We start from the raw sequence: 17,242 nt of genomic DNA, 5'->3' as shown, positions 1-17,242 counted from the left end.
TCAGCGGAACACCACTGTGCGGTTGCCGTCCGCCATCACCCTGCTCTCGCTGTGCCACTTCACCGCGTGGGCCAGCACCTGGGCCTCCACGTCCCGGCCGACCGTGACCAGTTCGCCGGGGTCGAGGGAGTGGTCCACGCGGACCACGTCCTGCTCGATGATCTGCCCCTCGTCCAGTTCCGGCGTGACGTAGTGCGCCGTCGCGCCGACGAGCTTCACCCCGCGGTCGTAGGCCTGGTCGTAGGGCTTCGCGCCCTTGAAGCTGGGGAGGAAGGAGTGGTGGATGTTGATGGCGCGGCCCTCGAGCTCCTTGCACAGGTCGTCGGAGAGGATCTGCATGTACCGGGCGAGCACCACCAGGTCGATGTCGAGTTCGCGCACCAGCTCCAGCAGCCGCGCCTCCGCCTCGGCCTTGGTGTCCCGGGTGACCGGGACATGGTGGAAGGGAATGCCGTAGGTCCGCGCGAGTTCCTCGAAGTCCCGGTGATTGGAGACGATCGCCGGGATCTCGATGTTGAGGGAACCGGTCCGTGCGCGGAAGAGCAGATCGTTCAGGCAGTGCCCGAACCTGGACACCATGATGAGCGTCCGGGTCGGGGTCGACGCGTCCCGCAGGGTCCAGGAGATCCGATATGCCTCCGCGACGGGACCGAATCGGTAACGCAGAATTTTCAAATCGGCGCTCGGGTCGGAGACGTCGAAGTGGACCCTCATGAAGAAACGGCCCTGGAGTCGATCATCGAACTGCTGGCTCTCCAGGATGTTTCCGGAGTTCCGGACGAGGAAGCCGCTCACGGCGTGGACCAGGCCGGAGCTGTCGGGGCAGGAGAGGGTGAGGACGTACTCACGGCCAGGGTGGGGGCGAGGGTACTTGGTGGACACGTCGACCTCCGTCGATGCGTATTGCACAACTCAGTGAGCGATGCGCAACATGGTTGGCCCGAAGGGCAGTCGTGGTCAAGAGACGAAAGACCCAAAGCACCCTGCTGAAATCGTCATCCGCCAACCCCTTGACGTATGTCTGCACATTCGCCAGGGTGTTCCACCACAAGCAATTGAATGCACGATGCGCAACGCAATTCGGCGAGGGGCTTGGCGCGTGGCAGACCTGTATGTGGATGGTGAATGGCGGGAGCCGGTGGCCGGCGGTCACCGGGAAATCCGATGTCCCGCCGACGGCACGCTCAGCGTGACCGTGTCGGAGGGGACGCGTCCCGACACCGAGGCGGCGATCGCCGCGGCCCGCCGCGCCTTCGACGAGGGCCCCTGGCCGCACACCCCCGAGCGCGAGCGCGGCGCCCTGCTGCTGCGCACCGCCGAACTGATCGAACGCGACGCCAAGGAGTTCGCCCGCGCCGAGTCGCTGGACACCGGCAAGCGGCTGGTGGAGAGCGAGTACGACATCGCCGACGTCGTCTCCTGCTTCCGCCACTACGGCGGGCTCGGCGGCACCGACGCCGGGCGGGTCATCGACACCGGCCGCGCCGACGCCATCAGCCGCGTCGTGTACGAACCCGTAGGGGTCTGCGGCCTCATCACCCCCTGGAACTACCCCCTCCTCCAGGCCTCCTGGAAGGTCGCCCCCGCCCTCCTGGCCGGCAACACCTTCGTCCTCAAGCCCAGCGAGCTCACCCCCTCCACCTCGATCCTGCTGATGAGCGCGCTGGAGGAGGCCGGACTCCCGGCCGGCGCCGCAAACCTCGTCCTGGGCACCGGACCCGAGGTGGGCGCCCCGCTCTCCGAGCACCCCGACGTCGACCTGGTCTCCTTCACCGGCGGCCTGGAGACCGGCAAACGGATCATGGCCACCGCCGCCGCGACGGTGAAGAAGGTGGCCCTGGAACTCGGCGGCAAGAACCCCAACGTCGTGTTCGCCGACGCCGACTTCGAGACGGCCGTGGACTTCGCCCTCACGGCCGTCTTCCTGCACTCCGGACAGGTCTGCTCGGCCGGCGCCCGCCTGATCGTCGAGGACTCCCTGCACGACCGCTTCGTCGACGAGGTCGTCCGCCGGGCCGCCGCCATCCGCCTCGGCGGCCCCTTCGACCCCGAGGCCGAGACCGGCGCGCTGATCTCCGCCGCGCACCGCGAGAAGGTCGAGGCGTACGTGGCCGCCGGCCTCGCCGAGGGCGCCGTACTGCGCTGCGGCGGCGAACGCCCCGCCGACCCCGCGCTCGCGGACGGCTACTACTACCCGCCGACCGTCCTCGACGAGTGCCGTCAGGACATGCGCGTCGTCCACGAGGAGTCCTTCGGGCCCGTCCTCACCGTCGAGCGCTTCACCGACGAGGACGACGCCGTCCGCATCGCCAACGACACCGAGTACGGCCTCGCCGGCGCCGTCTGGACACAGGACGCGGGGCGGGCCCAGCGGGTCGCCCGGCGGCTGCGCCACGGCACCGTCTGGATCAACGACTACCACCCCTACGTGCCGCAAGCGGAATGGGGTGGCTTCGGGCACTCGGGCGTGGGCCGGGAGCTGGGACCGACCGGCTTGAACGAGTACCGAGAGCCCAAGCACGTCTGGCAGAACATCCACCCCCGGCCGCAGCGCTGGTTCAGCGGCTGAACCCCGAACACGCCGAAAAGAGGTCGATCGTGACCCCCACACAGACCGAGGTGCCGCAGCGGCGCGGCACGCCCCAGGACTCGGACGCCACTCCGGTCATATCCGTGCGCGATCTGTGGAAGGTGTTCGGACCGAAGGCCGAGCGGATCCCGGGCGACGAGGAACTGTGCGGCCTCACCCGCCGCGAGCTGATGGACCGCACCGGCTGCACCGCCGCCGTCCGCGACGTGAACTTCGACGTCCGCAAGGGCGAGGTGTTCGTCGTCATGGGGCTGTCCGGCTCCGGCAAGTCCACCCTCGTACGCTGTCTGACCCGGCTGATCGAACCCACCTCGGGCGAGGTCGTCTTCGAGGGCCAGGACATCCGCCAGGCCGACGCCGGGCGGCTGCGCGAACTGCGCCGCCGCAAGTTCTCCATGGTCTTCCAGCACTTCGGGCTGCTGCCGCACCGCCGTGTCGTCGACAACGTGGGCTTCGGCCTGGAGATCCGCGGCATGAGCAGGGCCGAGCGCACCAAGCGGGCCATGGAGGTCGTCGAACTCGTCGGCCTCGCCGGATACGAGAACTCCTACCCCGACCAGCTCTCCGGCGGTATGCAGCAGCGCGTGGGCCTGGCCCGGGCACTGGCCGGCGACCCGGACGTGCTCTTCTTCGACGAGCCGTTCTCGGCCCTCGACCCGATGATCCGCCGCGACATGCAGAACGAGGTCATCCGGCTGCACCACGAGGTCGGCAAGACGATGGTGTTCATCACCCACGACCTCGCCGAGGCCCTCAAGCTGGGCGACCGCATCCTCATCATGCGCGACGGCAAGATGGTCCAGTGCGGCACCGGCGACGAACTCGTCGGCGCCCCCGCCGACGACTACGTACGCGAGTTCGTCAAGGACGTGTCGCGCGCCGACGTCCTCACCCTGCGCTGGATCATGCGGCCCCTGGCGGACGGCGACGCCCTGGACGGCCCCGAACTCGGCCCGGACGTCGTGGTGCGGGAGGCCACCCGGGCCGTCCTCGCCGCCGACAAGCCGGTCCGGGTCGTCGAGGACGGCAAGCTGCTCGGCATCGTCGGCGACGAGGAGATCCTCGCGGTCGTCGCCGGGCAGGAAGGCCCCTGACATGACCGTCGCCATCGAGAAACCGGAACAGGTCGAGAAACCGGCGGACAAGGCCACGCCGCGCGAGGGCGGGCCCAAGGTCACCCGGTCCATGGCGGTCGGCGCGATCGTCGTCGTCTGGCTGCTGCTGTTCGCCCTGCTGCGCGGAAAGCAGACGCTGTCGCTGGCCGCCGCGGACCTGACCGCCCTGCACCGCTGGTTCAACGACGTCAACGACTCCATCGGCGCCAACCGCAACTCCAACCCGCTCTTCCTCTACTTCTTCAACGAGATCCGGCTGGTCATCGACAACCTGGTGACCTTCGTCCAGGACCTGATCTCGCAGCCCTCCGCCGGGCGCCCCCTGCCGCAGATCGGCTGGCTCGGCGTCGTCGGCATCACCGGCTATGTCTCCTGGGCCGTGGGCAACTGGCGGGTCGCCCTGCTGGCGGTCGCCGGGTTCACCTTCTTCGGGCTCCAGGGGCTGTGGCAGGAGAGCATGGACACCCTGGCGCTGACCCTCTCCGCGGTGCTCGTGGCGCTGCTGTTCGCGATCCCGCTGGGCGTGTGGGCGGGCCTGTCCGACCGGTTCAACCGGATCGTGACGCCCCTCCTGGACTTCATGCAGACGATGCCCACCTTCGTCTACCTCGCGCCGATGACCCTGTTCTTCCTCATCGGCCCGGCCTCCGCCACCGTCGCCACCGTCATCTACGCGGCCCCGCCGGCCATCCGCATCACCGCGCACGCCATCCGGTCCGTGCCCGGGACCACCGCCGAGGCGGCCGACTCGCTGGGCGCGACGCGGTGGCAGTCGCTGCTGAAGGTGCTGCTGCCGATGTCCAAGCGGACGGTGGTGATGGGCGTCAACCAGTCCATCATGGCCGCCCTCGCCATGGTCACCATCACGGCCCTGATCGACGCGCCCGGCCTCGGCAAGACCGTCGTCCAGGCCCTGCAGTCGCTCGACGTCGGCACCGCCTTCAACGCGGGCCTCGCCATCGTCGTCATGGCGATCGTCCTCGACCGGGTCACCACCGCGGCCAGCACCCGGGAGGAGACGGCCCGGCGTTCGAAGAACCACTTCCTCAGGTGGCGCAAGCCGCTGCTCGGCGCCGGCGCGGCCGTCACCGTCGTCCTCGTCTACCTCTCGCACACCTATCTGTGGGCGGCGGAGTTCCCCGGCGACGGAGGCACCGGCAGCTCCATCGCGAGCGCCGCCGACTCCGCGACGACCTGGGCGCAGGACAACCTGTCCGGGCTCACCAACGCCTTCCGCGACGCCCTCACCAACGGTCTGCTCAACCCCTTCCAGTCGCTGCTCACGGACTCCCCGTGGTGGCTGGTGGCCGCGGTCCTGGTCGGGTTCGGCGTGGTGTTCGGCGGCCCGCGCGCCGGGATCACCGCGGCCGTGTGCGTGGGCCTGCTGGTCGGCACCGGGCTGTGGTCGGACGCCATGACGACCCTGGCGTCCACCGTCGTCGCCACGGTCCTGGTGATGCTGCTCGGCATCGTCCTCGGCGTGTGGATGGGCCGCAGCACCATGGTGGACCGGCTGCTGCGGCCGACCCTGGACGCGGCCCAGGTCATGCCGCCGTTCGTCTACCTCGTGCCGTTCCTCGCGCTGTTCGGCGCGACGCGCTTCACCGCGATCGTCGCCGCCGTCGTCTACGCGGCACCGGTCGCCGTCAAGATCATCGCGGACGGGGTGCGGGCCGTGCCCGCGACCACCGTGGAGGCGGCCACCTCCGCCGGGTGCAACACCTGGCAGATCATCACCAAGGTCCAACTGCCGATGTCACGCGGTGCCCTGACGCTGGCGACCAACCAGGGCCTGATCTACGTGCTGTCGATGGTTGTGGTGGGCGGCCTGGTAGGCGCGGGCGCCCTCGGCTACGACGTCGTGGCCGGTTTCTCGCAAAGCGAGCTGTACGGCAAGGGGCTGGCGGCAGGGCTCGCCATCGTACTGCTCGGAGTCATGTTCGACCGGATCACTCAGGCGGCTGCGCGACGCGCGAGCGCGTAAAGGAGCACGAAACCATGGCAAGACACTGGCGAGCCGGCGCGGCCGGCCTGGCCGTTCTCGGTCTCACCCTCACGGCGTGCGGCGGGGCGAAGGTCGGCGACAGCGCCTCGGGTTCGGACAGCTCGGGCGACTCCGGCAAGTGCGGCACCTTCAACCTGGCGGTCAACCCGTGGGTGGGTTACGAGGCGGACGCGGCGGTCGTCGCGTACGTCGCCGAGAACGACCTGGGCTGCACGGTGAACAAGAAGGACCTCAAGGAGGAGATCGCCTGGCAGGGCTTCGGCACCGGTGAGGTCGACGCGATCCTGGAGAACTGGGGCCACGACGACCTGAAGAAGAAGTACGTCGCCGGACAGAAGACCGCCGTGGAGGCCGGCTCGACCGGCAACAAGGGGATCATCGGCTGGTACGTGCCCCCGTGGCTGGCCAAGGCCCACCCGGACATCACCGACTACAAGAACCTCAACAAGTACGCCGCCGAGTTCAAGACCTCCGAGTCCGGCGGCAAGGGCCAGCTCCTCGACGGCGACCCGTCGTACGTCACCAACGACGAGGCGCTGGTGAAGAACCTGAAGCTGGACTTCAAGGTGGTGTACGCGGGCAGCGAGACCGCGCTCATCCAGGCCTACCGCAAGGCCGAGAAGAACAAGGAATGGGTGATCGGCTACTTCTACGAGCCGCAGTGGTTCCTCTCCGAGGTCCCGCTGGTCAAGGTCAACCTGCCCGAGTACACGTCCGGTTGCGACGCCGACGCGGCCAAGGTCGCCTGCGACTACCCCGTCTACGACCTCGACAAGATCGTCAGCGCCAAGTTCGCCAAGTCCGGCAGTCCCGCCTACGACCTGGTGAAGAACTTCAACTGGACGAACGACGACCAGAACGTCGTCGCCAAGTACATCGCGGTGGACAAGATGTCGCCGGAGGCGGCGGCGAAGAAGTGGGTCGAGGCCAACCCGGACAAGGTGAAGGCCTGGCTGAAGTAGGTCCTGGAACCGGCCCGGCGGGCGGTGCGCGCAGGTGCGCACCGCCCGCCGGGCATTGCTGTTTTCCGGCCGTGATCAGGCGGGTTGCCGGGCGCCTCGGACCCCTTGACACCCCTCCTCGGCGCCAGGCACATTGAGTTGCGCAACCTGAATCAAGTTGCGCTGACAGCAACTGGACTGGTTTGACGTTCGGAGGTTGGGCGATGGCGGGACCCCGAGTGGTCATCATCGGAGCGGGCGTCGTGGGAGCGGCGCTCGCGGACGAGATCTCCGCACGAGGCTGGACCGAAGTGACCGTGGTCGACCAGGGCCCGCTCCCCGCCACCGGGGGGTCGTCGTCGCACGCCCCGGGCCTGGTCTTCCAGACGAACTCCTCCAAGACGATGACCGAACTGGCCCGCTACACCGTCGAGAAGTTCTGCTCCCTGGACGTCGACGGCAAGCCCTGCTTCCTCCAGGTCGGCGGCCTCGAAGTGGCCACCACCCCCGAGCGCCTCACCGAACTCCACCGCCGCCACGGCTGGATCACCGCCTGGGGCATCGAGGCCCGGCTGGTCGACGCCGACGAGTGCGTCGAGCTGCACCCCCTGGTCGACCGGGACCGGGTCCTCGGCGGCCTCCTGGTGCCCACGGACGGTCTCGCCAAGGCCGTCCTCGCCGTCGAGGCCCAGATCCGCCGCGCCACCGAACGCGGGGTGACCTTCCTCGCCCGCCACGAGGTCCTCGACGTCCGGCAGAGCGAGGGCCAGGTCACCGGAGTCCTCACCGACCAGGGCGAACTGCCCGCCGACATCGTCGTGTGCTGCGCCGGCATCTGGGGCCCGAAGATCGCCCGCATGGTGGGCATGAACCTCCCGCTCACCCCGCTCGCCCACCAGCTCGCCTGGACCGGCCCCGTCCCCGCCCTGGCCGGCCAGACCGAGGAGGCGGTCCGCCCGATCCTGCGCCACCAGGACGCCGACCTCTACTACCGCGACCGCTTCGACGGCATCGGCATCGGCTACTACGGCCACCGCCCGATGCCGATCTCCGCCGACGACATCCTGTCCGTGGCCGAGGCCGACGACATGCCGTCGGTCCTGAAGTTCACCGAGGACGACTTCGCCGACGCCTGGACCGAGACCCGCTCCCTCCTCCCCGCCACGAAGGACGCGAAGATCGAGGAGGGCATCAACGGCCTGTTCTCCTTCACCACCGACAACTTCCCGCTCCTCGGCGAGTCCCCGGACGTCCAGGGCTTCTGGGTCGCCGAGGCGGTGTGGGTCACGCACTCGGCGGGCGTCGGCCGGGCCATGGCCGAGTGGCTGGTCGACGGTTTCTGCTCGTCCTTCGACCTGCACGAGTGCGACGTCAACCGCTTCGAGCCGCACCAGCTCTCCCCGGAGTACGTCCTGGCCCGCGACTGCCAGAACTTCGTCGAGGTCTACGACATCCTCCACCCGCTCCAGCCCTCCGGCAGGCCGCGCCCGATCCGCACCAGCCCCTTCCACACCCGCCAGCAGGAACTCGGCGCCTTCTTCCTGGAGGCGGGCGGCTGGGAGCGCCCGCACTGGTACGAGGCCAACGCGCCCCGGGTCGAGGGCCGCAACATCCCCACCCCGAACGACTGGGCCGCCCGGTACTGGTCGCCGATCGTCGGCGCCGAGGCCCAGGCCACCCGCGAGACCGTCGCGATGTACGACATGACGGCCCTCAAGCGCCTGGAGGTGACCGGCCCCGGTGCCGCCGCCTTCCTGGAGCGGCTGTGCACCGGCAAGGTCGCCAAGTCGGTCGGCTCGGTGACCTACACCCTGCTCCTCGACCACGACGGCGGCATCCGCAGCGATGTCACCGTCGCCCGGCTGGCCCGCGACCGCTTCCAGGTCGGCGCCAACGGCAACCTCGACCTCGACTGGTTCACCCGCCACCTCCCCGCCGACGGCACGGTCCAGGTCCGCGACCTCACCCCCGGCACCTGCTGCGTCGGCCTGTGGGGCCCCCTGGCCCGCAAGGTCCTCCAGCCCCTCACGGACGAGGACTTCTCGGCCGACGGCCTCAAGTACTTCCGCGCCAAGCAGGCCCACATCGGCAGCGTCCCGGTGACGGCGATGCGCCTGTCGTACGTCGGCGAACTCGGCTGGGAGCTGTACACCACCTCCGACCTGGGCCAGAAGCTCTGGGACACCCTGTGGGCCGCCGCCGAACCGCTCGGCGGTGTCATCGCGGGGCGGGGCGCCTTCAACAGCCTCCGCCTGGAGAAGGGCTACCGCTCCTTCGGCACCGACATGACCTACGAGCACGACCCCTACGAGGCCGGCGTCGGCTTCGCCGTCAAGGCCGACAAGGACGACTTCATCGGCAAGGCGGCCCTGGAGCGCCGTAAGGCCGACGTACGGCGCAAGCTGACCTGCCTCACCATCGACGACCCGAGGTCCGTCGTCATGGGCAAGGAGCCGGTGTACGACGGCGACCGCGCCGTCGGTTACGTCACCAGCGCCGCGTTCGGCTACACCATCGGCAAGGGAATCGCCTACGCCTGGCTCCCGGCCGAGCTCACCGCCCCCGGCACCACCGTGCACATCGGCTACTTCGACGGCCGTGTCGAGGCGGTCGTGGCGCAGGAACCCCTGTTCGACCCGACCATGTCCCGCCTCCGTGGCTGAACCGGGAGAGGAACGCGAACACCCCATGAACGCGCTGAACACCCCCCTGGCGGAGCTGGACCCCGAGGTCCACGAAGCCCTCCGCGCCGAACTGCACCGCCAGCAGTCCACCCTGGAGATGATCGCCTCCGAGAACTTCGCGCCGTCCGCCGTGCTGGAGGCCCAGGGCTCGGTCCTCACCAACAAGTACGCCGAGGGCTACCCCGGCCGCCGCTACTACGGCGGCTGCGAACACGTCGACGTCACCGAGCGGCTGGCCATCGAGCGGATCAAGTCCCTCTTCGGCGCGGGCTTCGCCAACGTCCAGCCGCACTCGGGCGCCCAGGCCAACACCGCCGTCTTCTTCGCGCTGCTCCGGCCCGGCGACACCGTCCTCGGCCTCGACCTCGCGCACGGCGGCCACCTCACCCACGGCATGCGCCTCAACTACAGCGGCAAGATGCTGAACGTCGTGCCTTACCACGTCGCCGAGACCGACAACCTCATCGACATGGACGAGGTCGAGCGCCTCGCCAAGGAACACCGCCCCAAGATGATCATCGCGGGCTGGTCGGCGTACCCCAGACACCTGGACTTCGCCGCCTTCCGCCGCATCGCCGACGACGTCGGCGCCCTGCTCATGGTCGACATGGCGCACTTCGCGGGCCTGGTGGCGGCGGGACTGCACCCGAACCCCGTCCCGCACGCCCACGTGGTGACCACCACGACACACAAGACCCTCGGCGGCCCACGCGGCGGAGTGATCCTCACCGACGATCCCGACCTCGCCAAGAAGGTCAACTCCGCGGTGTTCCCCGGCATGCAGGGCGGCCCCCTGGAGCACGTCATCGCCGCGAAGGCGGTCTCCTTCAAGGTCGCCGCGTCACCGGAGTTCGCCGAACGCCAGGCCCGCACCCTCTCCGGCGCCCGTATCCTCGCCGAACGCCTGACCCGGCCGGACGCCGCGGAGGCCGGCGTGAAGGTGCTGACCGGCGGCACGGACGTCCACCTGGTCCTGGTCGACCTCCGCGAGTCGGAGCTGGACGGCCGCCGGGCCGAGGACCTCCTCCACGAGATCGGCATCACCGTCAACCGCAACGCCGTCCCCTTCGACCCGCGCCCGCCGATGGTCACCTCTGGCCTGCGCATCGGCACCCCGGCCCTGGCCACCCGAGGCTTCACCGACGACGACTTCACCGAGGTCGCCGACGTGATCGCGCTGGCCCTCCGGCCGGACCCCGACGTCCCCGCCCTGCGCGCCCGCACGGAGGCGCTGGCGGCGAAACACCCTCTCTATCCGCACCTCTCCGACGAGGGCGATGCCCGATGACCTCCCGCACCCCCGGCGCCGACCTCCCCGAACACCCCGACTGGCTCTGGCGCACACCCGAGCCGAAACGCTCGTACGACGTGATCGTGGTCGGCGGCGGCGGGCACGGCCTGGCCACCGCCCACTACCTCGCGAGGAACCACGGCATCACCAACGTCGCCGTGCTGGAGAAGGGCTGGCTCGCGGGCGGCAACATGGCCCGCAACACCACCATCATCCGCTCCAACTACCTGTGGGACGAGAGCGCGGGCATCTACGAACACGCGCTCAAGCTGTGGGAGGGGCTGGAGGAGGAGCTGGACTACCCGATCCTCTTCTCCCAGCGCGGCGTGCTGAACCTCGCCCACAGCCTCCAGGACGTCCGTGACAGCGTGCGCCGCGTCGAGGCGAACCGCCTCAACGGCGTGGACGCGGAGTGGCTGGACGCCGAACAGGTCAGGGAAGTCTGCCCGATCGTCAACATCTCCCCGGACGTGCGCTACCCGGTCCTCGGCGGCACCTACCAGCCACGGGCCGGCATCGCCAAGCACGACCACGTGGCCTGGGGCCTGGCCCGCTCGGCGGACGCGGCGGGCATCGACATCATCCAGAACTGCGAGGTCACCGGCCTGGACGTGGTCGGCGGCCGGGTCGTGGGCGTCAAGACCACCCTCGGCCCGATCGCCGCGGGCAAGGTGGCCCTGTGCTCGGCCGGCCACACCTCGGTCCTCGCCGCCATGGCAGGCATCCGACTCCCGCTCCAGAGCCACCCGTTGCAGGCGCTGGTGTCGGAACTGCTGGAGCCCGTGCACCCGACGGTCGTCATGTCCAACGCGGTCCACGTGTACGTCAGCCAGGCGCACAAGGGCGAACTGGTGATGGGCGCGGGCATCGACTCGTACAACTCCTACACACAGCGCGGGGCGTTCCACATCATCGAGGAGCAGATGTCCGCCGCCCTGGAACTCTTCCCGGTCTTCGCCCGCGCCCATGTGCTGCGCACCTGGGGCGGCATCGTGGACGTCAGCCCGGACGCCTCGCCGATCGTCGGCCTCACCCCGGTCGACAACCTCTACCTCAACTGCGGCTGGGGCACGGGCGGTTTCAAGGCGACCCCGGGCGTCGGCTGGGTCTACGCCCACACCATCGCGCACGACACGCCCCACCCCCTCAACGCCCCCTTCTCGCTCGACCGTTTCACCACCGGCGCGCTCGTCGACGAGCACGGCGCGGCCGCGGTGGCCCACTAGGGAGCCCCAGCATGCTGCTCATCCCCTGCCCGTGGTGCGGGCCCCGCGACGAGTCCGAGTTCCACTACGGCGGCCAGGCCCATGTGCCCTACCCGGAGAACCCGGCGTCCCTCACCGACGAGGAGTGGGCCCGCTACCTGTTCTTCCGCGACAACCCGAAGGGCCCCTTCGCCGAACGCTGGAGCCACGCGGCGGGCTGCCGACGGTGGTTCAACGTGGTACGGGACACGGCGACGAACGAGATCGTCGAACCTGCGGCAACCCTTCAGCCGAGTCCGGCATTTCCAGCCCGTCCGGGGGCGGAGCCGCCGGCACAGCCGTACCGCCGTCCTTCGCGCGACGGAAACGAACCCCTGACCTTCACCTTCGACGGCACGGAGTACCAGGGGTACAAGGGCGACACCCTGGCCTCGGCCCTCCTCGCCAACGGCGTCATCCAGACCGGCACCAGCATCAAACTCGGCCGCCCGCGAGGCATCTTCTCCGCCGGCGTGGAGGAGCCCAACGCCGTCGTCCAGATCGAGGCACCCTTCCCCGAGCCGATGCTCCCCGCCACGACCGTCGAGCTCTACGACGGCCTCGTGGCGAGCAGCCTCCCCGGCCAGGGCCGCCTCGCCACCGAACCGGACCCGGCCCGCTACGACGCCGTACACGCCCACTGCGACCTGCTGATCGTCGGCGCCGGCCCGGCCGGCCTCGCGGCGGCGGCTGCCGCGGCCCACACCGGCGCCCGCGTCATCCTCGCCGACGACCGCCCGGAACCGGGCGGCAGCCTCCTGGCCACGGCCGAACACCTCGACTGGGCCGCGGAGGTCACCGCACGGCTGACAGCCGCCCCGGACGTCCGCGTCCTGTCCCGTACCACCGTCTTCGGGTACTACGACGACAACCACCTCCTGGCCGTCGAACGCCGCACCAACCACCTCGGCGCCGCCGCCCCCGCGGACGTCTCCCGCGAGCGCGTCTGGCGGATCCGCGCCCGCCGTGTGGTCCTGGCCACCGGCGCCCACGAGCGCTCCCTCGCCTTCGCGGACAACGACCGCCCCGGCGTGATGCTCGCCGCCTCGGCCCGCGCCTACGTCAACCGTCACGGTGTCCTGCCCGGCCGCCGGGCGGTGGTGTTCACGACGAACGACAGCGCCTACGCCGCCGCCCTGGACCTGCACACGGCGGGCGCCCGGATCCCGGCGATCGTCGACACCCGCCCCGACGCGGGGGAGTGGGCGCGGCGGGCCCGCGAGGCCGGTATCGAGGTGCTCACCGCCCACGCGGTCATCGGCACGGAGGGCGACCCCCGGCTCACCTCCGTCACCGTGGCCCCCCACGGGCGGACAACCGGCGGCCGGGACCTCCCCGCCGACCTCCTCCTCGTCTCCGGCGGCTGGAACCCGGTCGCGCACCTGTTCAGCCAGGCCGGCGGCAAGCTGCGCCACGACGACACCCTCGGCACCTTCGTCCCCGACACCTGCCGCCAGGCGGTCGAGGTGGTGGGCGGCGCGAACGGCACCCCCGACCTGGCCACCGTCTTCGCGGAAGGCGCCGCCGCCGGTGCCCGCGCCGTCCGGGCGGAGCAGCTCCCCCGCCTCCCGGACACCCCGCCCCAGCCGCACACCCCGCCCCAGCACGTCTTCGCCGTCCCCGGCCGCGAGGGCGCCCCCCGCTTCGTCGACCTCCAGCGCGACGTCACCGTGGACGACCTGGCCAGAGCCACCGGCGCCGGTATGCGCTCGGTCGAGCACACCAAGCGCTACACCACGGCCGGCACCGCCAACGACCAGGGCAAGACCTCCGGAGTCCTGGCGAGCGGCGTGGTCGCCGAACTGCTCGGCGTGGACGTCTCCGCGCTCGGCACGACCACCTTCCGCCCGCCCTACACCCCGGTCTCCTTCGCCGCGCTCGCCGGCCGCGACCGGGGCACGCTGCACGACCCGGTCCGCACCACCGCCCTCCACGAGTGGCACGTGGCGCACGGCGCCCTGTTCGAGAACGTCGGCCAGTGGAAGCGCCCCTGGTACTACCCGCACGACGGCGAGGACATGGAGACCGCCGTACTGCGCGAGTGCCGCGCGGCACGCGAGGGCGTGGCCTTCATGGACGCCTCCACCCTCGGCAAGATCGACGTACAGGGCCCGGACGCGGCCGTCTTCCTCGACCTGCTCTACACCAACATGATGAGCACCCTGAAGGTCGGCATGATCCGCTACGGCGTGATGTGCCGTCTGGACGGCATGGTCTTCGACGACGGCACGGTCATCCGCCTCGACCGGGACCGTTTCCTCGTCACCACGACCACCGGCAACGCCGCCGCCGTACTGGACTGGATGGAGGAGTGGCTGCAGACCGAGTGGCCCGAACTGCGCGTGCACTGCACCTCGGTGACCGAGCAGTGGGCCACGGTCGCCCTGGTCGGCCCGCGCTCCCGGGACGTCCTCGGCGCCCTCGCGCCCCAACTGGCCGTAGGCAACGACGACTTCCCGTTCATGGCCTGGCGCGAGACGACCGTCGCGGGCATCGCCGCACGCGTCTGCCGGATCAGCTTCTCCGGCGAACTCGCCTACGAGATCAACGTCTCGCCGTGGGAGGCCCTCGCCCTGTGGGAGGCGCTGCACGAGTCCGGTGCCGCGCACGGCATCACCCCGTACGGCACCGAGACCATGCACGTCCTGCGTGCCGAGAAGGGGTACCCCATCATCGGCCAGGACACCGACGGCACGGTCACCCCGCAGGACCTCGGCATGGGCTGGGTGGTGTCGAAGAAGAAGCCCGACTTCATCGGCAAGCGCTCCCACGTCCGCGCCGACACCGTCCGCCCCGACCGCAAGCACCTGGTCGGACTGCTCCCCGAGGACCCGGCCGCCTTCCTCCCCGAGGGCACCCACCTGGTCGCCGAGAGCGTGCTGCCCGCCCCGCCCGTGCCGATGCTCGGCCATGTCACCTCCAGCTACCGCAGCGCGGCCCTCGGCCGGACCTTCGCGCTCGCTCTGGTCACGGGCGGCCGGGACCGCGTCGGCGAGCGCCTCTACGCCCCCGTCGGCGACCGCCTGCTCCCGGTGACCGTCGCCGGCCCCGTCCTCTACGACCCCGAGGGAGCCCGCCGCGATGGCTGACACCGCCCTGCCCCGCAGCCCCCTGGCCCACGTCAGGGACCGCCTGGCCGCCGCCACCCACGCCTCCGGCGGCGCGGTCCGGCTCGCCGAACTCCCCTTCCTGACCCAGGTGAACGTCCGCCTCGACGCCAAGTCGGCCGCAGCGGACGCTCTCGGCCTCCCCCTCGAACCCAACACCGCCGTGCGGCAAGGGGACTTGACCACCCTGTGGCTCGGCCCGGACGAATGGCTGCTGGCCGGCCCGCCCGGGAACGCACGCCGTCTGGAGGACCGGGTACGGGAGACCGCAGGGGACGAGCCGGTCTCCGTCACCGACGTCTCCGCGCAGCGCACCACCCTCCTCGTCTCCGGGTCCCGCGCCCGCGACCTGCTGGCCCACGGCTGTGCCCTGGACCTGCACCCGCGCGCCTTCGGCCCCGGACGCTGCGCCCAGACGACCCTCGGCCGCACCCAGGTCGTCCTGGTCGCCCGGGACCGGACCGACGCCGGATTCTGGGTACTGGTCCGCTCCTCCTTCGCCGGCTACCTCACCGACTGGCTCCTGGACGCGGCGACCGAGTACCTGTGACCGCACCCGCGAGCCGCGTCGCCCCGGCCCTGGGCTAGAGTCTCGCCGCGTGTCCGAAAGAATGGAACTGTCCGGTTACGAGATCCAAGGCGTCCTGGGCCGGGGCGGGTTCGCCACGGTGTACCGGGCCCGCCAACTGGCCGTGGGCCGGGAGGTCGCGCTGAAGGTGGACAGCAGGCTGCTGTCCACACCGCGCGACCGGCAGCGCTTCCTGCGCGAGGTCACGGCGGCCGGACAGCTGTCCGGGCATCCGCACGTGGTGCCCGTGTACGACGCCGGCGTCCTCGCCGACAACCGCCCCTACATGGTGCTGGAGCTGTGCCCCGGCGGCTCGCTGGGGGACCGGCTGTACCGGACGGGGCCGCTGCCGGCGAAGGAGGCCCGGGACATCGGCGTGGGCCTCGCGGACGCGGTGGCCGCCGCCCACGCCACCGGGGTGCTGCACCGCGACATCAAGCCCGGCAACGTCATGGTGAACCGGTACGGCGGCGTCGCCCTCACCGACTTCGGGCTCGCCGCCATGCCCCGCCCCGGCCGGGACCTGTCCGTGACCCTGGAGGCACTCACCCCCGCCTACGCGCCGCCCGAGGCCTTCCACCTGGCCGAGCCCAGCCCGGCGGGCGACGTCTACTCACTGGCCGCCACCGTCTACGCCCTGCTCCTCGGCCGGCCCCCGCACCACCCGGACGACGGGACCCAGCTCAGCCTCGCCGAACTCATCGTCCGGCACACCTGGCCCTATCCCGACCTGCCCGGGGTCCCGGACGCCCTCAACGCGGTCCTGAGACACGCCCTGGCCACGGACCCGGCCCAGCGGCTGTCCGACGCGGCGGCCTTCCGGGACGCCCTCGCGGCCGTCGACCTCGACAGCGCCATGACCACCGCGCCCTTCCAGCGGGACACCCCGCCCCTCCAGGACGCACCGCCCCGGGTGCCGACTCCCCCCGCCTCGACGACACCGGAGCCGACCGCCGGCCGGAAACAGGGGCGCCCCCGGCTGCTGATCGCCGCCGTGGCCGCGGTCGCCGTCTCCGTGAGCGTGACGGTCGGCGTGGTCGTGTACAACGGCGACAACGGCGAGGCCTCCCCATCGACAGGGCCCACGGCGTCCGCCACAGCCACATCCGGCTCCGCGGGCTCATCCGGCTTCGGCGTGGCCACCACGACCGCCGACTGCCCCGCCGCCGAGGTCGACGGGGTCGGCGGCCGGTGCGTCGCGAGTCCGGAGTGCTGGAGCGGTATCACCGACATCTCGGGCATCATCACCGTCAGCCGCGCGGACTGCCAGACCAAGAACGTGTGGGAGACCTTCGCCATCGCCCCGCTGCCCTCGGACGGCATGACCAACAACGCCCGGGACCTGATCAGACACCCGGACGTCAAGGCCCTCTGCTCCCAGAAGGTCATGGCCGCGACCATGACCCCCGGGGGCCGCGACATCGCGTCGGAGTGGCGGACCGACATCCTTCCGCCCACGGCATCGGAGTGGGACAAGGGCCTGCGCGTCTTCCGCTGTGTGGCCGCGGCCGAGACGGAGGACGGGCAGAAGACCGGCAGCCAGTTCGCCGTTTCCGGCTGACCCGCGGCTCAGTCGCCGCGCAGCGCACTTTCGAGCCAGGCGCCCCAGCGCAGCGCGGCTGCCGCGCACGCCTCCGTCCGGGGCACCAGCAGCTCCCGGGGACCGACCACCTGGACGTTCTCTGTCAAGTTCAGCG

11 protein-coding genes are annotated in these 17,242 nt (G+C 70.9%); 10 read left to right on the top strand and 1 reads right to left on the bottom strand.

What is annotated here, in order from left to right:
• Window positions 1-882, bottom strand: coding sequence for a formyltetrahydrofolate deformylase (purU, locus tag ACFPIH_RS08810; protein ID WP_381169944.1), 882 nt, complete (start codon window positions 880-882; stop codon window positions 1-3).
• A gap of 217 nt (window positions 883-1,099) precedes the next feature.
• Between purU and ACFPIH_RS08805 the strand changes: the two genes are divergently transcribed.
• The 10 genes from ACFPIH_RS08805 to ACFPIH_RS08760 all read left to right on the top strand — a co-directional run bounded on the left by ACFPIH_RS08805 (window position 1,100) and on the right by ACFPIH_RS08760 (window position 17,106).
• Window positions 1,100-2,569 carry an aldehyde dehydrogenase family protein gene (locus ACFPIH_RS08805; RefSeq protein WP_381169942.1) on the top strand — a complete coding sequence of 490 codons (1,470 nt, stop codon included), beginning with the start codon at window positions 1,100-1,102 and terminating at the stop codon, window positions 2,567-2,569.
• Between the two features lie 29 nt (window positions 2,570-2,598).
• Entirely contained in the window at window positions 2,599-3,684 is a 1,086-nt protein-coding gene (locus ACFPIH_RS08800) for a quaternary amine ABC transporter ATP-binding protein (RefSeq protein WP_381169940.1), read from the top strand.
• 1 nt (window position 3,685) lies between these two features.
• Window positions 3,686-5,689 (top strand): ABC transporter permease, encoded by a 2,004-nt coding sequence (locus ACFPIH_RS08795; protein ID WP_381169938.1) that lies wholly within the window; start codon window positions 3,686-3,688, stop codon window positions 5,687-5,689.
• A 14-nt stretch (window positions 5,690-5,703) separates the two neighbouring features.
• Complete coding sequence (locus ACFPIH_RS08790) at window positions 5,704-6,672, top strand: ABC transporter substrate-binding protein (RefSeq protein ID WP_381169936.1); 969 nt, start codon at window positions 5,704-5,706, stop codon at window positions 6,670-6,672.
• A gap of 203 nt (window positions 6,673-6,875) precedes the next feature.
• Entirely contained in the window at window positions 6,876-9,314 is a 2,439-nt protein-coding gene (locus tag ACFPIH_RS08785) for a GcvT family protein (protein ID WP_381169934.1), read from the top strand.
• A 25-nt stretch (window positions 9,315-9,339) separates the two neighbouring features.
• Window positions 9,340-10,623, top strand: coding sequence for a serine hydroxymethyltransferase (glyA, locus tag ACFPIH_RS08780; protein WP_381169932.1), 1,284 nt, complete (start codon window positions 9,340-9,342; stop codon window positions 10,621-10,623).
• Complete coding sequence (locus ACFPIH_RS08775) at window positions 10,620-11,852, top strand: sarcosine oxidase subunit beta family protein (RefSeq protein WP_381169930.1); 1,233 nt, start codon at window positions 10,620-10,622, stop codon at window positions 11,850-11,852. Before glyA ends, ACFPIH_RS08775 begins: the two co-directional genes overlap by 4 nt.
• An 11-nt stretch (window positions 11,853-11,863) precedes the next feature.
• The gene (locus tag ACFPIH_RS08770) at window positions 11,864-14,959 is read left to right on the top strand and encodes a sarcosine oxidase subunit delta family protein (protein ID WP_381169928.1); all 3,096 of its coding nucleotides are present in this window, start codon (window positions 11,864-11,866) and stop codon (window positions 14,957-14,959) included.
• Window positions 14,952-15,527, top strand: coding sequence for a sarcosine oxidase subunit gamma (locus ACFPIH_RS08765; RefSeq protein WP_381169926.1), 576 nt, complete (start codon window positions 14,952-14,954; stop codon window positions 15,525-15,527). Before ACFPIH_RS08770 ends, ACFPIH_RS08765 begins: the two co-directional genes overlap by 8 nt.
• 49 nt (window positions 15,528-15,576) lie before the next feature.
• A complete protein-coding gene (locus ACFPIH_RS08760; RefSeq protein ID WP_381169924.1) occupies window positions 15,577-17,106 on the top strand; it encodes a serine/threonine-protein kinase in 1,530 nt (509 codons plus the stop codon).
• Window positions 17,107-17,242 lie beyond the last annotated feature (136 nt).

This window comes from Streptomyces vulcanius (assembly GCF_042653945.1).
Lineage (GTDB): Bacteria > Actinomycetota > Actinomycetes > Streptomycetales > Streptomycetaceae > Streptomyces > Streptomyces mangrovi.
Note: the sequence above shows the minus strand (reverse complement) of the source record. Positions and strands in the feature narration are given on the sequence as shown.